At 65.1% G+C, this 16,474-nt stretch carries 15 protein-coding genes; 9 read left to right on the forward strand and 6 right to left on the reverse strand.

The window, feature by feature from the left end:
- The first annotated feature begins 50 nt into the window (after positions 1–50).
- The gene (gene metG / locus CMASS_RS03400; protein ID WP_022862848.1) at positions 51–1,901 is read left to right on the forward strand and encodes a methionine--tRNA ligase; all 1,851 of its coding nucleotides are present in this window, start codon (positions 51–53) and stop codon (positions 1,899–1,901) included.
- Positions 1,901–3,202, forward strand: a complete 1,302-nt coding sequence (locus CMASS_RS03405) for an MFS transporter (RefSeq protein WP_022862847.1) — start codon at positions 1,901–1,903, stop codon at positions 3,200–3,202. The genes metG and CMASS_RS03405 overlap by 1 nt, the downstream gene beginning before the upstream one ends.
- Before the next feature lie 14 nt (positions 3,203–3,216).
- Here the strand turns inward: CMASS_RS03405 and CMASS_RS03410 are convergent, their stop codons facing one another.
- On the reverse strand, positions 3,217–3,735 hold the full coding sequence (locus CMASS_RS03410; RefSeq protein ID WP_022862846.1) for a GNAT family N-acetyltransferase: 519 nt from the start codon (positions 3,733–3,735) through the stop codon (positions 3,217–3,219).
- Between the two features lie 42 nt (positions 3,736–3,777).
- On the opposite strand from CMASS_RS03410, the gene CMASS_RS03415 reads away from it, so the two are divergent.
- Complete coding sequence (locus tag CMASS_RS03415) at positions 3,778–4,614, forward strand: TatD family hydrolase (protein ID WP_027018627.1); 837 nt, start codon at positions 3,778–3,780, stop codon at positions 4,612–4,614.
- Here CMASS_RS03415 and CMASS_RS03420 read toward each other — a convergent pair.
- From CMASS_RS03420 to CMASS_RS03435, 4 genes are read right to left on the reverse strand one after another with little or no spacing between them, the layout of a single operon-like run.
- Positions 4,551–5,570 carry a PrsW family intramembrane metalloprotease gene (locus CMASS_RS03420; protein WP_022862844.1) on the reverse strand — a complete coding sequence of 340 codons (1,020 nt, stop codon included), beginning with the start codon at positions 5,568–5,570 and terminating at the stop codon, positions 4,551–4,553. The two genes, CMASS_RS03415 and CMASS_RS03420, sit on opposite strands and share 64 nt — an antisense overlap.
- Positions 5,563–6,204: a hypothetical protein gene (locus CMASS_RS03425; protein ID WP_022862843.1), complete on the reverse strand. Its 642-nt coding sequence runs from the start codon at positions 6,202–6,204 to the stop codon at positions 5,563–5,565. The genes CMASS_RS03420 and CMASS_RS03425 overlap by 8 nt, the downstream gene beginning before the upstream one ends.
- Before the next feature lie 10 nt (positions 6,205–6,214).
- Entirely contained in the window at positions 6,215–7,150 is a 936-nt protein-coding gene (locus CMASS_RS03430; RefSeq protein WP_022862842.1) for a PrsW family glutamic-type intramembrane protease, read from the reverse strand.
- Positions 7,151–7,152: 2 nt separating this feature from the next.
- The gene (locus CMASS_RS03435) at positions 7,153–7,752 is read right to left on the reverse strand and encodes a hypothetical protein (protein WP_156831781.1); all 600 of its coding nucleotides are present in this window, start codon (positions 7,750–7,752) and stop codon (positions 7,153–7,155) included.
- A 256-nt stretch (positions 7,753–8,008) separates the two neighbouring features.
- On the opposite strand from CMASS_RS03435, the gene CMASS_RS03440 reads away from it, so the two are divergent.
- Genes CMASS_RS03440 through CMASS_RS03450 form a run of 3 tightly spaced genes read left to right on the forward strand, consistent with a single transcriptional unit; the run spans position 8,009 to position 11,170 of the window.
- Complete coding sequence (locus CMASS_RS03440) at positions 8,009–9,220, forward strand: resuscitation-promoting factor (protein ID WP_022862840.1); 1,212 nt, start codon at positions 8,009–8,011, stop codon at positions 9,218–9,220.
- A 10-nt stretch (positions 9,221–9,230) separates the two neighbouring features.
- A complete protein-coding gene (gene rsmA, locus CMASS_RS03445) occupies positions 9,231–10,163 on the forward strand; it encodes a 16S rRNA (adenine(1518)-N(6)/adenine(1519)-N(6))-dimethyltransferase RsmA (RefSeq protein WP_022862839.1) in 933 nt (310 codons plus the stop codon).
- Positions 10,163–11,170, forward strand: coding sequence for a 4-(cytidine 5'-diphospho)-2-C-methyl-D-erythritol kinase (locus tag CMASS_RS03450; RefSeq protein ID WP_022862838.1), 1,008 nt, complete (start codon positions 10,163–10,165; stop codon positions 11,168–11,170). The genes rsmA and CMASS_RS03450 overlap by 1 nt, the downstream gene beginning before the upstream one ends.
- A 6-nt stretch (positions 11,171–11,176) precedes the next feature.
- Here CMASS_RS03450 and CMASS_RS03455 read toward each other — a convergent pair whose 3' ends face one another.
- Entirely contained in the window at positions 11,177–12,508 is a 1,332-nt protein-coding gene (locus CMASS_RS03455) for a WD40 repeat domain-containing protein (protein WP_022862837.1), read from the reverse strand.
- Positions 12,509–12,610: 102 nt separating this feature from the next.
- On the opposite strand from CMASS_RS03455, the gene CMASS_RS03460 reads away from it, so the two are divergent.
- The 3 genes from CMASS_RS03460 to CMASS_RS03470 all read left to right on the forward strand — a co-directional run bounded on the left by CMASS_RS03460 (position 12,611) and on the right by CMASS_RS03470 (position 16,417).
- Entirely contained in the window at positions 12,611–14,464 is a 1,854-nt protein-coding gene (locus CMASS_RS03460; RefSeq protein ID WP_022862836.1) for an ABC-F family ATP-binding cassette domain-containing protein, read from the forward strand.
- Positions 14,465–14,578: 114 nt separating this feature from the next.
- A complete protein-coding gene (locus CMASS_RS03465) occupies positions 14,579–15,325 on the forward strand; it encodes a glycerophosphodiester phosphodiesterase family protein (RefSeq protein WP_022862835.1) in 747 nt (248 codons plus the stop codon).
- 141 nt (positions 15,326–15,466) lie between these two features.
- Positions 15,467–16,417, forward strand: a complete 951-nt coding sequence (locus CMASS_RS03470) for a carbohydrate ABC transporter permease (protein ID WP_022862834.1) — start codon at positions 15,467–15,469, stop codon at positions 16,415–16,417.
- Positions 16,418–16,474 lie beyond the last annotated feature (57 nt).

Here is a 16,474-nt window from a genome sequence, read left to right on the forward strand (position 1 = left end):
GCCCCTATCCGGCGCGCGCGGCCAGCGCGCGCTTCGTTAAAGTAGTGGGCATGACTGAGACTGTGGTTGTAAACGTTGCTTGGCCCTACGCCAATGGCCCGCGACATATTGGACATGTCGCGGGCTTTGGCGTTCCTTCGGACGTCTTCGCACGATTCCAGCGAATGTATGGCAACGACGTGCTCATGGTCTCCGGCACCGACGAGCACGGCACCCCGCTTTTGGTCCAGGCGGATAAGGAAGGCGTCAACGTCCGTGAACTGACGGACCGCTACAACCGCCAGATTGTCGAGGACCTGGTCGGGCTCGGCCTGTCCTACGACCTGTTTACCCGCACCACCACCCGGAACCACTACGCGGTGGTCCAGGAGCTGTTCAAGGGCCTCTACGAGAACGGCTACATGGTCAAAGAAACCACCAAGGGCGCTATCTCCCCGTCGACGAAGCGCACTCTGCCGGACCGCTACATCGAAGGCACCTGCCCCATCTGCGGCGCGGACGATGCCCGCGGCGACCAGTGCGATAACTGCGGCAACCAGCTGGATCCGGTCGACCTCATCGACCCGCGTTCCAAGATCAACGGAGAAACGCCGGAGTTCATCGACACCGAGCACTTCCTGCTCGACCTCCCGGCGGTGGGCGAGGCCCTCGAGGAGTGGCTGAAGACCCGCGAGAACTGGCGCCCGAACGTGCTGAAGTTCTCCCTCAACCTCATCGATGACATGCGCCCGCGCGCCATGACTCGCGACATCGACTGGGGCGTGCCGGTGCCTATTGATGGCTGGAGCGACAACGGTGCCAAGAAGCTCTACGTCTGGTTCGATGCGGTCATCGGTTACCTGTCTGCCGCCATCGAGTGGGCCCACCGCTCCGGCACCCCGGAGGCGTGGAAGGACTACTGGCTGAACGATGATGCCCTGCACTACTACTTCCAGGGCAAAGACAACATCACCTTCCACTCCCAGATCTGGCCGGCGGAGCTTTTGGGCTACGCGGGCAAGGGGTCCAAGGGCGGCGAGGTGCACAAGTACGGCGAGCCAAAGCTGCCCACCGAAATCGTCTCCTCGGAGTTCCTCACCATGTCGGGCTCCAAGTTCTCCTCGTCCAAGGGCGTGGTCATTTACGTCAAGGACTTCCTCAAGGAGTTCGGCCCGGATCCGCTGCGCTACTTCATCTCCGTGGCCGGCCCGGAAAACACCGACACCGACTTCACCTGGGACGAGTTCGTCCGCCGCATCAACAACGAGATGGCCAACGGCTGGGGAAACCTGGTCAACCGCACCGTGTCGATGGCGCACAAGAACTTCGGCGAGGTGCCCGAGCCGGGCGCGCTGGAGGAGGCAGACAAGAAGATCCTCGCGCTGGCTGAGGAGACCTTCGACACCGTCGCGGAGTCGCTGAAGCACTCCAAGTTCAAGGCCGGCATCACCGCCGCGATGCACGTCGTCGGCGAGGCGAACGCCTACATCGCCGACCAGGAGCCGTGGAAGCTGGCTAAGGACGACTCCCAGCGCGAGCGTCTCGCCACCGTGCTGTGGACCGCCCTGCAGGTGGTCTCGGACTGCAACGTTCTGCTCACCCCGTACCTGCCGCACACCGCGCAGAAGGTCCACGAGACCTTGGGCCGCGACGGCGTGTGGGCAGCCGAGCCGCGCATTGAGGAAGTCCACGACGACATCCCGGTCGAGCTCGTCGGCGTGGGGCTGCCGGAAGAGGGTCACACGTACCCGATCATCACCGGCGACTACGACGCGCAGCAGGCGGCGTGGAAGCGCATCGACGTAGAACCGGGCACGGCACTGGCCAAGCCGAAGCCGCTCATCGCCAAGCTGGACCCGGAGCTCGCCGAGACCGGTCCGGAGTGGGCGCCGGTCATGCCGGCCGCCGCGGAGGATAAGTAGTGGCAGCGGGGAAGACCAGTTCCCGCTCCGCTCGTACGCCCTCCCTCGGCTTCGGTTTCGCGGCGCTGGCCGTCGTCGCCGCGGCGATCAACCTGCGCGCCGGCATTGCGTCCGTGGCGCCGGTTATCGATGACATCGCCACCGCCTTCGACGTCAGCGCCGGCACCGCCGGCCTGCTTACGGCCCTCCCGGGGTTCCTCTTTGCCCTGATGGGCTGGGGCGCGGTCCCGCTGGCTCGGCGCGCCGGTTTCACTCCGGTCATTGCGGCCGGCGGCGCGCTCATCACGGCGGGTCTCGCCCTGCGCCCCTTCGTGGGCGGCTTCCCGCTGTTTCTGGTCCTGACTACCGCAGTGGTCGCCGGCATCGCGGTGGGCAACGTGCTGTTGCCCGCGTGGATCAAAACCCACGTGCCGCACCGCCAAGCGGTCGGCCTCATGTCGGCGTACACCGCGATCTTGGGGCTGTCCGGCGCCATCGCCCCGCTGTCCGCCCTGTGCTTCAGCGGCGATGCCGCCTGGAAGTGGGCCATCGGAGTGTGGGCCATTCCGGCGGTGGCGCAGCTCGTTGTGTGGGCACTGGCCCTCTTGCGCACTGGGCGCGACACCCCGCGCGGGTCCGAGACCGAAAATCAGGAACCAGCGTCCGGCACCCAGGCCACCGCTGGTGCGGGCAGCACCGCCGAAGAGCGCGCGGCGCGCCGAGCCGCGGCCAAGGCCCCGCTGTGGAAATCGCCGACCGCGGTGGCGATGCTCCTCTTCTTTGGCACCCAGTCCTCCATGGCGTACACGCAGATGGGTTGGCTGCCGCAGATGCTCATGGACCAGGGCGTGAGCTCCGGCATGGCGAGCGTCACGCTGGCCATCTTGGGCGCGTTCAACGTCGCGGGTGGCGTCATCATGCCGCAGCTGGCCGCCCGGATGCGTCGCCTGACCGTCGTGCCAGTAGCCCTCGCCGCCCTGACGTTCGCGGGCTGGCTCGGGGTCTTTGCCGCCCCGGCCGCGGCGCCGATCCTGTGGGGCACGCTGCTGGGCATCGGCGGTATGTGCTTCCCACTGGCTATCGCTCTGCTCGCGCAGCGCACCAAGTCGCCGCTGGTGACCGCCCGCCTGTCCGGTTTCGTGCAACCCGGCGGTTACCTGCTCGCCGGCCTCGTGCCGCTCGTGGTCGGCTGGCTCTACGGGCTCACCGGCGGGTGGGCGGCCTCCCTGTGGCTGTTGATGATCATGTGCGCAGGTCTTTTAGTGTTCGGCGTGCGCGCCACCCGCGATATCTACATCGATGACGAACTGGTGGCGGCGTAGGCGACCGTTAAGCCCTAACGGTCGCGGTGGTTACGGCCGCGGTCGAAATCCAGCTGCAGGTGCACTAGGCCCAGGCGGCGGCCCTGCTTGGTGTGGATGTTCGGCATGCGGCCGGTTTCTTTGAATCCAAACTTCTTGTGTAGCGCCAGCGAGGCGGCGTTGGTGTCCACGATGTAGGAGATGATGGTCTCCACGTAGTCGTTGCCGGCGGCGTGGTCCACCACCGCCTTGAGCAGCGCGCTGCCCACGCCCTTGCCACGGGCGGTGGGGGAGACGTAGATGGTGTCTTCCGCGGTGCCGTAGTACAGGCCCGGGGTGACAAACTGCATGTAGGCGGCAAATCCGAGTACCTTGCCGTCCTCGTCGGCGACGAAGACGGGGAAACCGGAATCAAAAATCCCGTCCATCCAGGCCCGTCGGGAGTCCGCGTCTTCCTCCCACGTGACCAGGTTGAAGTCCGGCTGGGCGGTGGCCCAGTTGAAGATGTCGGCGATGGCAGCTGCGTCGTCGTGTGTGGCTAGGCGGATATCCATGCCCGACACCTTACCGGCGGGCCGGTTCCTATAATGACCGGCATGTCGAAGAAGAAGCCGCGTCCCACGCCCCAGCCCGCCGAGTACATCCCGCAGCTTGTCGATGCCCACACGCACCTGACCTCCTGCGGCGCCCACACGAGCGCCGAGGTCGGCGAGTTCGTCCAGCGCGCGGTTGACGCCGGAGTGGAAAAGATCTGCACGGTCGGCGACGGTGTCGAAGAGTCTGCTCTCGCCTTAGAAGCCGCCCACGTGAACGACCGGGTGTGGGCCGCGTGCGCGCTGCACCCGACGCGGGCGCATGAGCTTGACGATGCCGCGAAGAAGCGCCTGGCAGACATGGCTGCGGACCCGCGGTGCGTGGCGGTGGGAGAGACCGGCATCGATACCTACTGGATCCACCACGAACCGGAGAAGACGGCGACCATCGAGCAGCAGGAAGAATCGCTGCGCTGGCACAGTGAGCTGGCCAAGAAGGTGGGAAAGCCGCTGATGATCCACAACCGCGAAGGCGACGAGGAACTTTTCCGCATTCTTGACGATGCCCCGCAGCCCGACACCATCATCCTGCACTGCTTCTCCTCGCCGCTGGCCGCGGCGAAAAAGGCACTGGAGCGCGGCTACATCTTGTCGTTTGCCGGCAACGTGACCTTCAAGCGCAACACCGAGATGCGCGAGGCGGCCGGGCTGGCGCCGGAGGGCCAGCTGCTCATCGAGACGGATGCGCCGTACATGACCCCCGAGCCGTACCGCGGCACCCGTAACGAGCCGGCGTTTATCGGCCACACCGCGAAGTGCGTGGCCGAGGCGCGCGGTCAGTCCGTCGCGGACGTGGCTGCGGAGGTCTCTGCCACGTTCGACCGCGTGTACGGGCTGTAGCCCGCAGCTGGCTGTGGCGCCCCGTCGGCGGAGATCGAGCGCGGCGTGCACGGCCCATGCTGCTCGCGGCGGGCGGCCTCATTGCCGCGGGTGATGAGCACGAACAGGGCGGCGTACATAACCAGGGCGACGGTGACTGACTTCACGATCATCGCGATCGGGTTGTCAATGGTGTAATTCCACGCGAAGTGGATGGCAAAACCGATAAGGAAACAACCGAGTGCGCCGGCGATGCGGCTACCGAGCGAGCGGCGCAGGGCGAAGACCGCCCAGCCGATGCCCCAGCCGGCGATGGCGGTGGTGATCATGTGCAGGCCCACGCCGGCGACCATGCGCCCGCCCCAGGAGGCGAGCGAGCCCATGACATCCGAATTCGGATCCATCATGGCGCCCATTCCGCCGTAGCCGATGTTCTCGGAGGTCTCAAAGCCCAGGCCGATCATGAGGCCGGTGACGGCGCCGTGCCACGGCCGGGTGAGGTGCTTGAAGCTGAACAGGATGACGGCCACGCCGAGCGCCTTGCCGATCTCCTCGGGGTAGGCACCGCCCCAGGAAAACAGCGAATCCTCCCACCCGGAGCGCTGGGTAAGTTCCGTGACCGGGGTGCCTACGGCCAGGCTGAAGACGAGGCCTGCGCCGCCGCCCCAGAGGAGGCACGCGACGGCCCACCAGAACCGGAAAGAGCCGGGTGTGTGCTTCGGGTACATCGGCGAGCGGCGGATAAGCCAGATGGCGATGACCGCGTACAAGATGGTGAACGCGAGGCCGATCGCATTGCCCACCGGGGAGCTGAAGAAGCTAAAGACAGTGTTGGCTGCGAACAGCGCAAAGCCCGCGATGCTCATGACGATGAGCACGATCCTAAACAGCCAGCTGGAGCCTTGCGGTGCCTCCGGGGGAGCGGGCTTTTCGTAGCGCGGGAGCGGCGGCACATACGCGTTGAGCTTGTTATCCACGGTTGGTGCCTCCCTGCTGCTGGTCGGTGAATTCATCGGCAAGCTCGTCGGTGGCCTTCTCGGAAAACTCGTCGATGGTTGCTGAAACCTCTGCCGGGATCTCGGATCCCGCCGCGGTCGTCCACAGCTTCGCGGTGGTCTCGCGGACCTCGTCGCGCGGACCGGATGCGGTGGTAACCGAGTACGAGTCGTCGCCGATCTCGCGCACCACGGCGGTGGTGTTGATGTCCGGGTCGGCCGCGATGCGGTGGTTGCCGGAGCGTGCCACCACGGCGTTGTCTACCTCGTCCAGGTTGGTCATCGCCGCGTTGCGCAGCGCGCGCTGGGCGGCGACGTCGAGGTCATCGACGCCTTGCACGACCTGCGTGACGACGGTGGTTTTCCCGCAGGTCCAGCCGCGATCCCCCGTCGCCATTGGGTCGAACGGGCAGTCCAGGCCGGCGACCTCTTCGGTCTCGTACTCCATGCCGTTGCTGTCTACTTCGTTGGCAATTTCAACGTGCTCGTCCGGCGGGGTCCACGAGGGCAACGCGGCGTTGACGGCAAACGGTGCGCCGAACGCGGCGGCGGCGCACCCTATTACTGCAATGAACCTGCGCCCGAAGTGCCCAGGTTGCTTATCGAATAATTCCATGGCCGCCAGCTTAGGGGGCCGCTACCCGCTCGGGTATCGCCCGCAGGGAGGATTCTTCCGCCGATCCTCGCTCAGCGTGCTCTGTCGCGCGACGTTCCGCCCGGTCCTTCCGAGCAATGCGGTGCGCGCGCCAGATCAGGTATCCCACGATGACCAGGGCGCCGCCGGTGAAGATGATGTCGTGTGCCATGACGAAGGGGGTATCAACGCGGTAGTTCCACCCGAAGTGGAAGAGGAATGCCCCCATAAAGCAGCTGAGCGCGCAGCCCACCCGCTTCCACATGGGGCGGGTGGTGGCAAAGACGGCCCAGCCGATGCCCCAGCCGGCCAGGGCGGTGGTGGCTATGTGCAAAAAGAGCGTGCCGTGGGCGAGGCGCGCGGTGAGCAGCTCCATCGCGCCGTGCAGGTCGGAGTTTGGATCCGCGAGTGCGCCGGCGTAGGTGTAGTCGGTGTTTTCGAAGGCGCCGTCCGCGAAGCCGATGAACAGGCCGGTGAGCAACCCGTGCCACGGTTTAGTCAGGGTGCGGAAGCTGAACAGCACCACGACGACGCCCACGGCCTTGAAGATCTCCTCCGGGTAGGCGCCGCCCCAGGCAAACTGGGCGTCCTCCCAGCCGACGTAGTCGACCAGCTTCTGAATGGGTTGTTGGACAACCACGACCAGTTGGGAGATGACTCCCCACGAAAGGCAGGAGACGACCCACCAGAAGGTAAACCACCCGGTCGCGCGCCGGGGAAACAGAAATGAGCGCCGGAAGATGATGACGGCGAGCACCGCGGCGATAAGGAAGAATGCATAGCCCAGGCCGGCGCCCGCGGGGGAATCTGGAACGAGGCTGACACCGCCGATGAAGAAAAAGCCGGCGCCTGCGAGCACGAAAACGCTGAGGACGAAGCGGAACAGGATGTCGCGCCGGGAAGAATCGGTAGTAGTCGTCTGAGTCATCGTTACTCTCCTTCAAAGCTCGAGATGGCGCTGTCCGCTTCGGCGGGCACAGGGGAGCCGGTGAGCGTTTCCCAGATGTCGCCAGTCATGTCGCGAACGCCGTCGCGCGGGCCGTGGATGACGGTGATGACGTAGGTCGCGTCGTCGCCAGGCTGCTTCTGCGCGATGGCAACCGTTCGCGTTGTCGTGGAAACACCGATGCGATCGTCGCCCTGCTTTGCGATGTCCGCCTCTACATCCCGCAGCGGCTGCATCGCCTCCTGACGGATGGCCCGCGTGGTGGTCAGATCGGCGTCCTCGACGTCGGAGAGCTTCGTGGTTTTCACGTCCACGTCGTCGCAGTTCCACGCGGAATCCATCACTAGGTCGACGGCAGAGGGGCAGACGCGGTCGCCGATTGCCACCTTGTCCTTATCGTCGGCGTCGGCATCCGGGTGGCCTTTGCTGACGATGGCCACGGGTGTGGCGGGGTTGTCCTCACTGCCTTGCTCGGGCAGGCCGGCCGCTAAAGCGAACGGCGCACCAAAGGCGGCGGCGGTCAGGGCTGTGACCGTGAAGAAATTTTTCCCGTAGCGGGAATAGGGGGTGCTGAACTCTTCCATGTCGCACACGCTAAAAAGCGCAGTGTGGCGGCGGTATCCTCCGCGGGGAGGATTTGTTCGCGTGCCGCTCAAGCGGTTAGCGGTGCGGGGCGGGGGCGCTTCAGGTAGCGATCCCCGACGCTTTCGCTGGTGAGGCGTTGGCCACATAATTGGACGCCCACCCGCTGTTACCGTATTGTTACTTAGCGTTGTTGACGGGCCGGCAAGCGGCCTGGCTTGGACCTCACGTCTCGTAGTCGAGATTGGAGAATTTGATATGTCTACTGCGAACCAGATCAAGCGGTTGAATAACACCCGCTCCATCCCGCTGCGCGTGGCCACCGGCGGTGTCGTCGGTGCCCTCGCCGTCGGCGGCGTGGTCGCTGCTACCAGCCAGAAGGACATCACCGTTGACTACAACGGCGACGAGATCCAGCTGGCTACGTTCTCCTCCGACGTCAAGGGTGCTCTGGAATCTGCAGACCTGGAGGTCTCCGACAAGGACTTGGTCTACCCGGCCCCGTCCGAGCAGGTGGACAAGGGTGACACCATCACGGTGCGCACCGCCAAGCCGGTGGCGGTGTCCATCGACGGCGAGGAGAAGAACTTCGACTCCACCGCGCTGACCGTCGAGGACCTGGTGAAGTCCCTGGACAAGGTGCAGCCGGGCTCCGCCGTGACTGCCGATGGCAAAAAGCTCGACGCTGACGAGCGCGTGGCCGATGGCATGAACCTGGATGTCGTCTCGCCGAAGATCGTCGCCATCAACAATGGTGGCAAGACCACCTACACCCAGATCGCCGCCAAGACGGTCGGCGACGTGCTCAAGGAGCGCGGCATCAAGCTGGGCGCGGACGACAAGGTCTCGCCGGGCGAGAACACCCCGCTGAAGAATGGCCAGACCATCACGGTGGACAAGTTCACCGAGGATGAGGTGAAAGAAACCGAGTCCTTCGACGCGGAGCCGCATTACGTGGACGACCCGGAGCTGGCGGAAGGTACCGAGGAGGTCCGCGAGGAAGGCACCCCGGGCGAAAAGGAAATTACCTACACGGTGAAATCCCGCAACGGCGAGGAGTTCTCCCGTGAGGTCAAGGACGAAAAGGAACTAAAGCCCGCCACCCCGGCGACCATCGCGCGCGGCACCAAGCCGGCGGAGGAGAACTCCGCGGCCGGCAAGGCAGGCGCTGGTGATTCCGCGCAGTCCGGCAACACCGGTGCTGCCGCCCCGGCCGTGGCCAACGGCGGTGTGTGGGATTCCATCGCCCAGTGCGAGTCCGGCGGCGATTGGTCCATCAACACCGGTAACGGTTACTCCGGCGGCTTGCAGTTCGACCCGGGCACCTGGGCCGCGCACGGCGGCACCCAGTACGCGCCGGACGCCAGCCAGGCCACCCGTGAGCAGCAGATTGCCGTCGCGGAGAAGATTCAGGCCTCCCAGGGCTGGGGCGCATGGCCTGCCTGCACCTCGAAGTTGGGTATCCGATAGCTTAGGGGCTATGCCTTATAGCCTCCTTGGCCCCGCCGATATCCGCGAGCTCGCCACCGAGCTCGACGTGACCCCCACCAAGAAGTGGGGGCAGAATTTCCTGCACGATGCCAACACGGTGCGCCGCATCGTGGCGGCGGCGGATATTGATGCTTCCGATCACGTCGTCGAGGTAGGCCCCGGTCTTGGTTCCCTGACCCTGGGGCTGATGGAAGCCGCCGGCGCGGTCACCGCCGTCGAAATCGATCCGCGCCTGGCCGAGCGCCTGCCGCGCACCGTAGAGCAGCGCGCCACGGATGCAGACGGCGCTGCCAGGCTCACCGTCGTGCACAAGAACGCGCTGCAGGTGGGCGCCGACGACATCCCGGCTGACCCCACTGGGCAGGAGCCGGCTGGCCAGGCGCCTACCGCGCTGGTGGCGAACCTGCCGTACAACGTCGCGGTCCCGGTCATCCTGCACTTGCTGCGCACCTTTCCCTCCATCCGGCGCGTGCTGGTGATGGTGCAGCTCGAGGTCGCCGCGCGCCTCGTGGCCCAGCCCGGCACGAAGATTTACGGTGTGCCCAGTGTGAAGGCAGCCTTCTACGGCGAGGCCCGGCAGGCCGGGAAGATAGGCAAGCACGTCTTTTGGCCGGAGCCGAACATCGAGTCGGGCCTGGTGCGTATCGATAGGCATCCGGCGGGCGCGGAACCCTGGCCGGTGACCGAAGAAGAGCGGGCAAAGGTGTGGCCGATTATCGATGCCGCCTTCGCCCAGCGCCGCAAGACCCTCCGCGCTGCGCTGTCCGGGCACTACGGCTCCGGCGCGGCCGCCGAGGAGGCCCTGCGCGCCGCCGGCATTGATCCGCGGCAGCGCGGCGAGAAGATCGGTGTGGCCGATTTCGTGCGCCTGGCCAACGTGGACGTAGCCCACGACGCTCCCGCTCACGGGGAGGGTGCCTAATGAACCGCGATTTCTCTTCCCCCGATAGCCGCGCTAGCGGCTATCGCGCCCGCGCGCACGCCAAGGTCAACCTCCACCTCGGGGTGGGGGATGCGCGCGCCGACGGCTACCACGAGCTCGCCACGGTGTTTCAGTCACTCGAGCTGCACGACGACGTGCGCCTCTCGCTGACGGGCGAGGAGATTGACCTCGCCGTCGATGGGTGGGAGGAGCGGCTCATCGAGTCGCTTGCGGTCACTGGCCCGTATGCGGCGGGTGTGCCCACGGATTCCGGCAACTTGGTGTGGCGGGCGACGGTGAACATCGCCAAGCGCCTGCGCGCGGAACGTGGACTGGACGCGGTGCCGCAGGTCGCGTTCGAGCTGCGCAAGGGCATCCCCGCGGCCGGTGGCATGGCGGGCGGTTCCGCCGATGCGGCTGCGGCGCTTTTGCTTGCCGATGCCGCCTTTGGCCCCACCAGCCTGGGCCAGCCGGTGCTGTATGAGGAGGCTAATTGGTTGGGCTCTGATATCGCGTTTACCCTTCGTGGCGGTACCGCTCTGGGCACCGGGCGGGGCGAGCAGCTCACGCCGATGCTCGCGCGGGGCACGTTCCACTGGGCGATCATCACCAGCAACGAGGGGTTGTCCACCCCGGCGGTGTTTCAGAAGGTCGACGAGCTGCGCGCGGCGGGTAAAGGTCAGCCGCCGCACCTCGATACGGCGGCGGTGAGCCAGGCGCTGACCAGCGGGGATGCAGAGCACCTCGCGGCGGTGTTGCACAACGACATGCAGCCGGCGGCGCTGACGCTGCGGCCGGATCTGCGCAAGACGCTGGCGGCGGGGAAGGCCGCGGGTGCTCTGGCTGGCATCGTCTCCGGCTCGGGGCCGACGTGCGCGCTGTTGTGCGCGGACGCGGCAGAGGCCGCCGAGGTGGCGGCGCAGGTGTCCACCGAGCTGCCGGGCACTCGCGGGATTCCCACGAGTGGGCCGGCGCGCGGCGCGCACCTGGTGGACGAAGCGAACTAGCTGGGGTTAGAGAACTTCCATCTCGATGGCGGTGTCGTCCAAGTCCACGGTGTGGTCGACTTCGCCGGTGTGCAGGTCAATGACGGTGAGCTTCTTCGTCTTCGCATCCGAGACGTAGGCGTAGCCGCCGTGGGACTTCAGGATCGGGCCGTCGCCCTGCCAGTCTTCCGGCTCCTGCCACGGATCGATGGCGTCGACCGTCTTGGTCACCTCGCCGGTCTTCGGGTCGATGATGTTGAGCTTGCCGTCGTCGGTGAGCACGAGTCCCTCTCCGAGCGGGCCGCGGGCGAGCGAGCGGAACCAGTAGGACCCGCCCAGATCGACCTTCTTGACCGAGCCGTTCTCGGTATCGATGAGAGCCACCGAGGTCGGGTGCTCCTTTTCCTTGCCCTTCTTATCGGCCGCGGACTTGTCGGTCTTGTTATCGGCAAGCACGACCGAGGATTCCTCCGAGCCGGCCAGCGTGCCGGAGTGCTGGAAACCGTCCGCGCCGGCGATGGCGGAGGCGTCAAGCTTCTTGAACTGGGAGCCATCGAAAAGCACCGGCCCATCCTCGCAGCCGAAGACGAGCTTGTCGCCGCCGGCGGCGGCCTCACCGTGCACGCCCGGGCACTCGGTGGTCTCCGCGAGCGTCTTGCCCTTGCTGTCCAAGTGGCGGATGGTGTGGCGCTCCTCCTCGGTGCCGGCGGTGGTGACCACGGAGCCATCGGAAAGCGGCACGGTCACCCCGTGGTGCGGGGCACCGGTATCCACGCCGTGGGTGTGGGCGTCCTTGTCCGCGATCTCTTCGGTATCGACCACGGTGGCCTTGCCGGCACCGTCGGAGAACATGGCGGTCTTTCCGTCGTGGGCGACGACGTGGCCGGCCTTGTCGGCGTCGAAGTGCGCGTCGGTGAGCTTCGGCTGGGCGGTGAAGTAGTGGTTGTGGTCGCCGTGTGGCTTGGTCACCAGGCCGGAGTCGAAAGTGAGGAATTCGTTACCGCGGGTGACCATGACGTGGCGGTTATCGCCCGCGTCGTTAAGGCGTAGGAAGCCGTCCTTCTTGACGTCCTCGACGGTCTCGCCGGTCTTGGCATCGATGGTGCGGATGCCGCCGTCGTAGGTGTAGACCACGCGGGTGGGCAGCATGCGGACCTCGGTCTCGCCGGCTTCCGCGCCGGGGTGGCCGCCGTCGCCGTGGTCGTGGTCGTTGTGGCCCTCGCCGTGCTCGTGGTCGTGCTCGTGGGCGGTGGCAGGGGCGTCGGCCTTGTCCTGGGACTCCGGGGAGGAGCAGGCGGAGATGGCGAGGGCGGGAATGGCTGCGGCGCACAGAAGGCGCGTGGTGTATCGAATTCTCATGTCCACGCAATTTAGTGCAAGTGACAATCGTTTTCAAAAAGCTGCGTGCGGTGAGCCTCGGGGACGGGGAACGCTCCGTAACGGTTTAAGATGAATCCCGTCATGGTAAATCTCATCAACCTGGAACAAGTCCAGAAATCCTTCGGGCTCAAGACGCTGCTCGACGGTGTGTCCCTCGGCGTGCAGTCCGGCGACCGCATCGGCATCGTCGGCGTCAACGGCGGCGGCAAGACCACCCTGCTGGAGGTGCTCACCGGCATCGAGCCGCCGGACGCCGGGCGCGTGTCCCGCAACTCGGACTTGCGCATGGCCGTGGTCACCCAGCGCTTCGAGCTTGACGATGCCCTGACCATCGGCCAGGTCGTCGTCGAACCGCTGGGACTCAACACATACGAGTGGGCGTCGAACGCGAAGGTGCGCGACGTGCTCTCCGGGTTGGGCATCGTGGAACTCGGGCTGGAGACCCCGGTGGGCGAGTTCTCCGGCGGCGAGCGCCGCCGCGTGAACCTGGCGGCCGCGCTGGTGCAGGACGTCGACCTCGTGGTGCTCGACGAGCCGACCAACCACCTCGACGTGGAGGGCGTGCAGTGGCTGGCTGACCACCTGCTGGCACGCAAGGTCGCTGTCGTCGTGGTCACCCACGACCGCTGGTTCTTGGACACCGTGGCCAACTGGACCTGGGAGGTCCACGACGGGCAGGTAGATACCTACGAGGGCGGCTACAACGACTGGACGTTCGCCCGCGCCGAGCGCGCCCGCCAGGCCGATGCCGCCGAGCAGCGGCGGAAGAACTTGGCGCGCAAGGAGCTGGCGTGGCTGCGCCGCGGCGCGCCGGCCCGCACGTCCAAGCCGCGCTACCGCGTGGAGGCCGCCGAGGCGCTCATCAAGGATGTGCCCGCCCCGCGCGACAAGGTGGAGCTGATGAGTTTCTCCCGCCAGCGGCAGGGCCGCGTGGTGGTCGAATTGGAAGACGTCACACTCGAATCGCCGGACGAGCGCACCCTGGTCGATCACCTCACGTGGCGGCTCGCGCCGGGCGAGCGCATCGGCTTGGTCGGTGTCAACGGCTCGGGCAAGACGACGCTCCTCCGCGCGCTGGCAGGCGAGTACCCGTTAAGCGCCGGCCGCCGCGTGGAAGGGCAGACCGTTCGGCTGGGCTGGCTGCGCCAGGAGCTCGACGATTTGGATCCGAGCCGGCGGCTTATCGATGCCATCGAGGACGTCGCCACCTACGTCCACATGGGCAAAAAGGAACTGTCTGCCTCCCAGCTCGCGGAACGCCTCGGCTTTTCGCGCAAGCGCCAGCGCACCCCGGTCGGCGATCTCTCCGGCGGTGAGCGCCGCCGCCTGCAGCTCACCCGCGTCCTCATGGCGGAGCCGAACCTGCTGCTTCTCGATGAGCCCACCAACGACCTGGACATCGACACCCTGCAGGAGCTGGAGTCGCTCCTCGATGGCTGGCCCGGCACCCTCGTGGTCATCTCGCACGATCGTTACCTCATCGAGCGCATCGCCGATAACACCTACGCACTCTTCGGCGACGGCAAGCTCACGCACCTGCCCGGTGGCATCGACGAGTACCTTGCCCGCCGCAAGGCCATCGACGCCGCCAACCCCGCCGGCGTGCTCGACCTCGGCGGCGCGTCCACCCGCCGCAGCCCGGAAGGCCACGACGCGGAGCAACCCGATGACGATACTTCCGCCGTCCCCGCGCCCAGCAACGGACTTTCTGCGCAGGAAGAGCACAAGCTGACCAAGCAGATGAAGTCCATCGAGCGCAAGATGGATAAACTCGACGCCGAAGTCGCCGACCTCGACGCCCAGATGGCCGCCGCCGCGGAGAAGGTGGACACGGAAAAGCTCACCGAGCTGGACGAAAAGAAGCGCGACGTCGCCTCCCGCCGCGAGGAGCTCGAGATGGAGTGGCTGGAGCTGGGGGAGCAGCTGGAGGGGTAGCACTTATCCCCTTGAACTAGCTGGATAACGTGAGCGCTCGCCCTGCGGGGTCAACTGCACCTCGGCATAATGCAGGTGGATTGACCCCGATGAGTGAAGGAAGCCTGTTCCGAAATGCCTGTAATAAGCGAGCCACGAGTTCCCCAGATTATTGCCCATCGTGGCTATTCCGCGAAATACCCCGAGCAAACCCCCGTTGCCTTTGAAGAGGCGTTGAAGCTGCCGATCTACGGCATTGAGTGTGATGTGCAGGGGACGAAAGATGGCCACCTTGCCGTAATCCATGACGATGTGGTGGATCGCGTGTCCAACGGGACCGGAGCCGTGGCAGATCTCACCGTCTCCGAATTGCTCGAATTGAACTTCGGAACTGCGGATAACCCGCAGCACATTATGGTGCTGGAGGAGCTACTCGAGATGCTCGAGGACTATCCAGATAAAAGCTTATTGCTTGAAACCAAGCATCCTTCCCGGTTCGGAGGTCAGATCGAGCACAAGGTGTCTGAGATTCTTACGGAGAAGGGGCTTGCAGCGGATCCAAGGATCAACATCATCTCCTTCGACAAGACCGCGCTTGATCGGGCAGCGGAATTATTGCCGGATCTGGATCGCTGCCTGCTGCTCAATCCGCACCGTAGCTTTTCCGAGTTAGTCAGTGAGGCGGGGCAAACACCGACGATCCTTGGACCTGAGGTGAGCTGGGCGCGCCAGTACCCGGACGTCATTGGTTGGCAAGCGCTGAACACCTATGTGTGGACGGTCGATGATGTAGAAGACCTGCGTTGGTGCAGGGAAAACCAGGTTCCGTTTCTCGGCACGAATGATCCGGAAGTGGCGTTGCAGGTATTCTCTAACCAGTGAGATACGGAGCACTCTGAACGTGCTACTGTGTCGCTGACCATCGTTCATAGGTGCGCTGTTCGGAGAAGTTTAACAACGCTTATCCCGTCCGCTATGTGCCGTTCATGGCGGATTCACATGTGCCCCATAGATTAGCGACCTATGACAACTGCCATCCCAGCAGTGTCGGCGCGACCATCGGCAATAGAGTCTGAGCGACTTCCCAAAAGAAGACGCAACCGCGTTGACTGGCGGCAGGTCGGGCTTGCTGCCCTTCTGATTGCGCCTAATCTGCTTTTGCTCATCATTTTCACGTATCGTCCCCTGGTCGATAACATCCGGATTTCCTTCTTCGACTGGAACATTTCGTCTTCAGACATGACGTTCGTCGGGCTGGGGAACTACCGCCAATGGCTCTCGGCCCCGGAAACAGGAACCGTAGTGATGAACACTCTCGTGTTCACGGTGTGCGCCGTTGTGGGGTCGATGATCCTAGGGCTTGCTCTTGCGGTTCTGTTGGATCAGAAGCTCCATGGGCGTGCAGCGGTGCGTTCTATCGTTTTCGCACCGTACGTTGTATCGGGTGCGGCTATCGGTGTGGCCTTCCAGTTCATTTTCGATCCGAGCTATGGGCTCATTCAGTGGTTCTTGAACCTGGTCAACGTGCCTGTGCCGTCCTTTTACCAGAAACCGGGCTGGGCGCTTTTCATGATCACGGTGACATACATCTGGAAGAACACAGGGTACGTCTTCGTCATCTACCTGGCCGCGTTGCAGGGGCGTCGTTCCGACCTGGACGAGGCATCTGAGATCGATGGGACGCCGGCATGGCGCCACTTCTTCCGCGTCGTTATGCCGCAGATGCGTCCCATCACTTTCTTCCTGCTCATCACGGTTCTTCTGAGCTCCATGCAAGTCTTTGACGTCATCAACGTGATGACCGGCGGCGGCCCGTTCGGTTACGGCACATCCACCATGGTGTTCCAGGTCTATCAGGAAACCTTCGTTAACTCCCGCGCAGGGTATGGCGCAGCGGTCGCGACCATTATGTTCTTCGTTGTTTTGCTCATCACGGTGCTGCAGCTGTGGCTTCAGAAACGGCTGGAGAAGTAAACATGACCAATTCTCAAGCACTTACCGCGCCCACCCGGACTTCTCACATCCCACCGT

The sequence above is a fragment of the Corynebacterium massiliense DSM 45435 genome (assembly GCF_028609805.1).
Classification (GTDB): domain Bacteria; phylum Actinomycetota; class Actinomycetes; order Mycobacteriales; family Mycobacteriaceae; genus Corynebacterium; species Corynebacterium massiliense.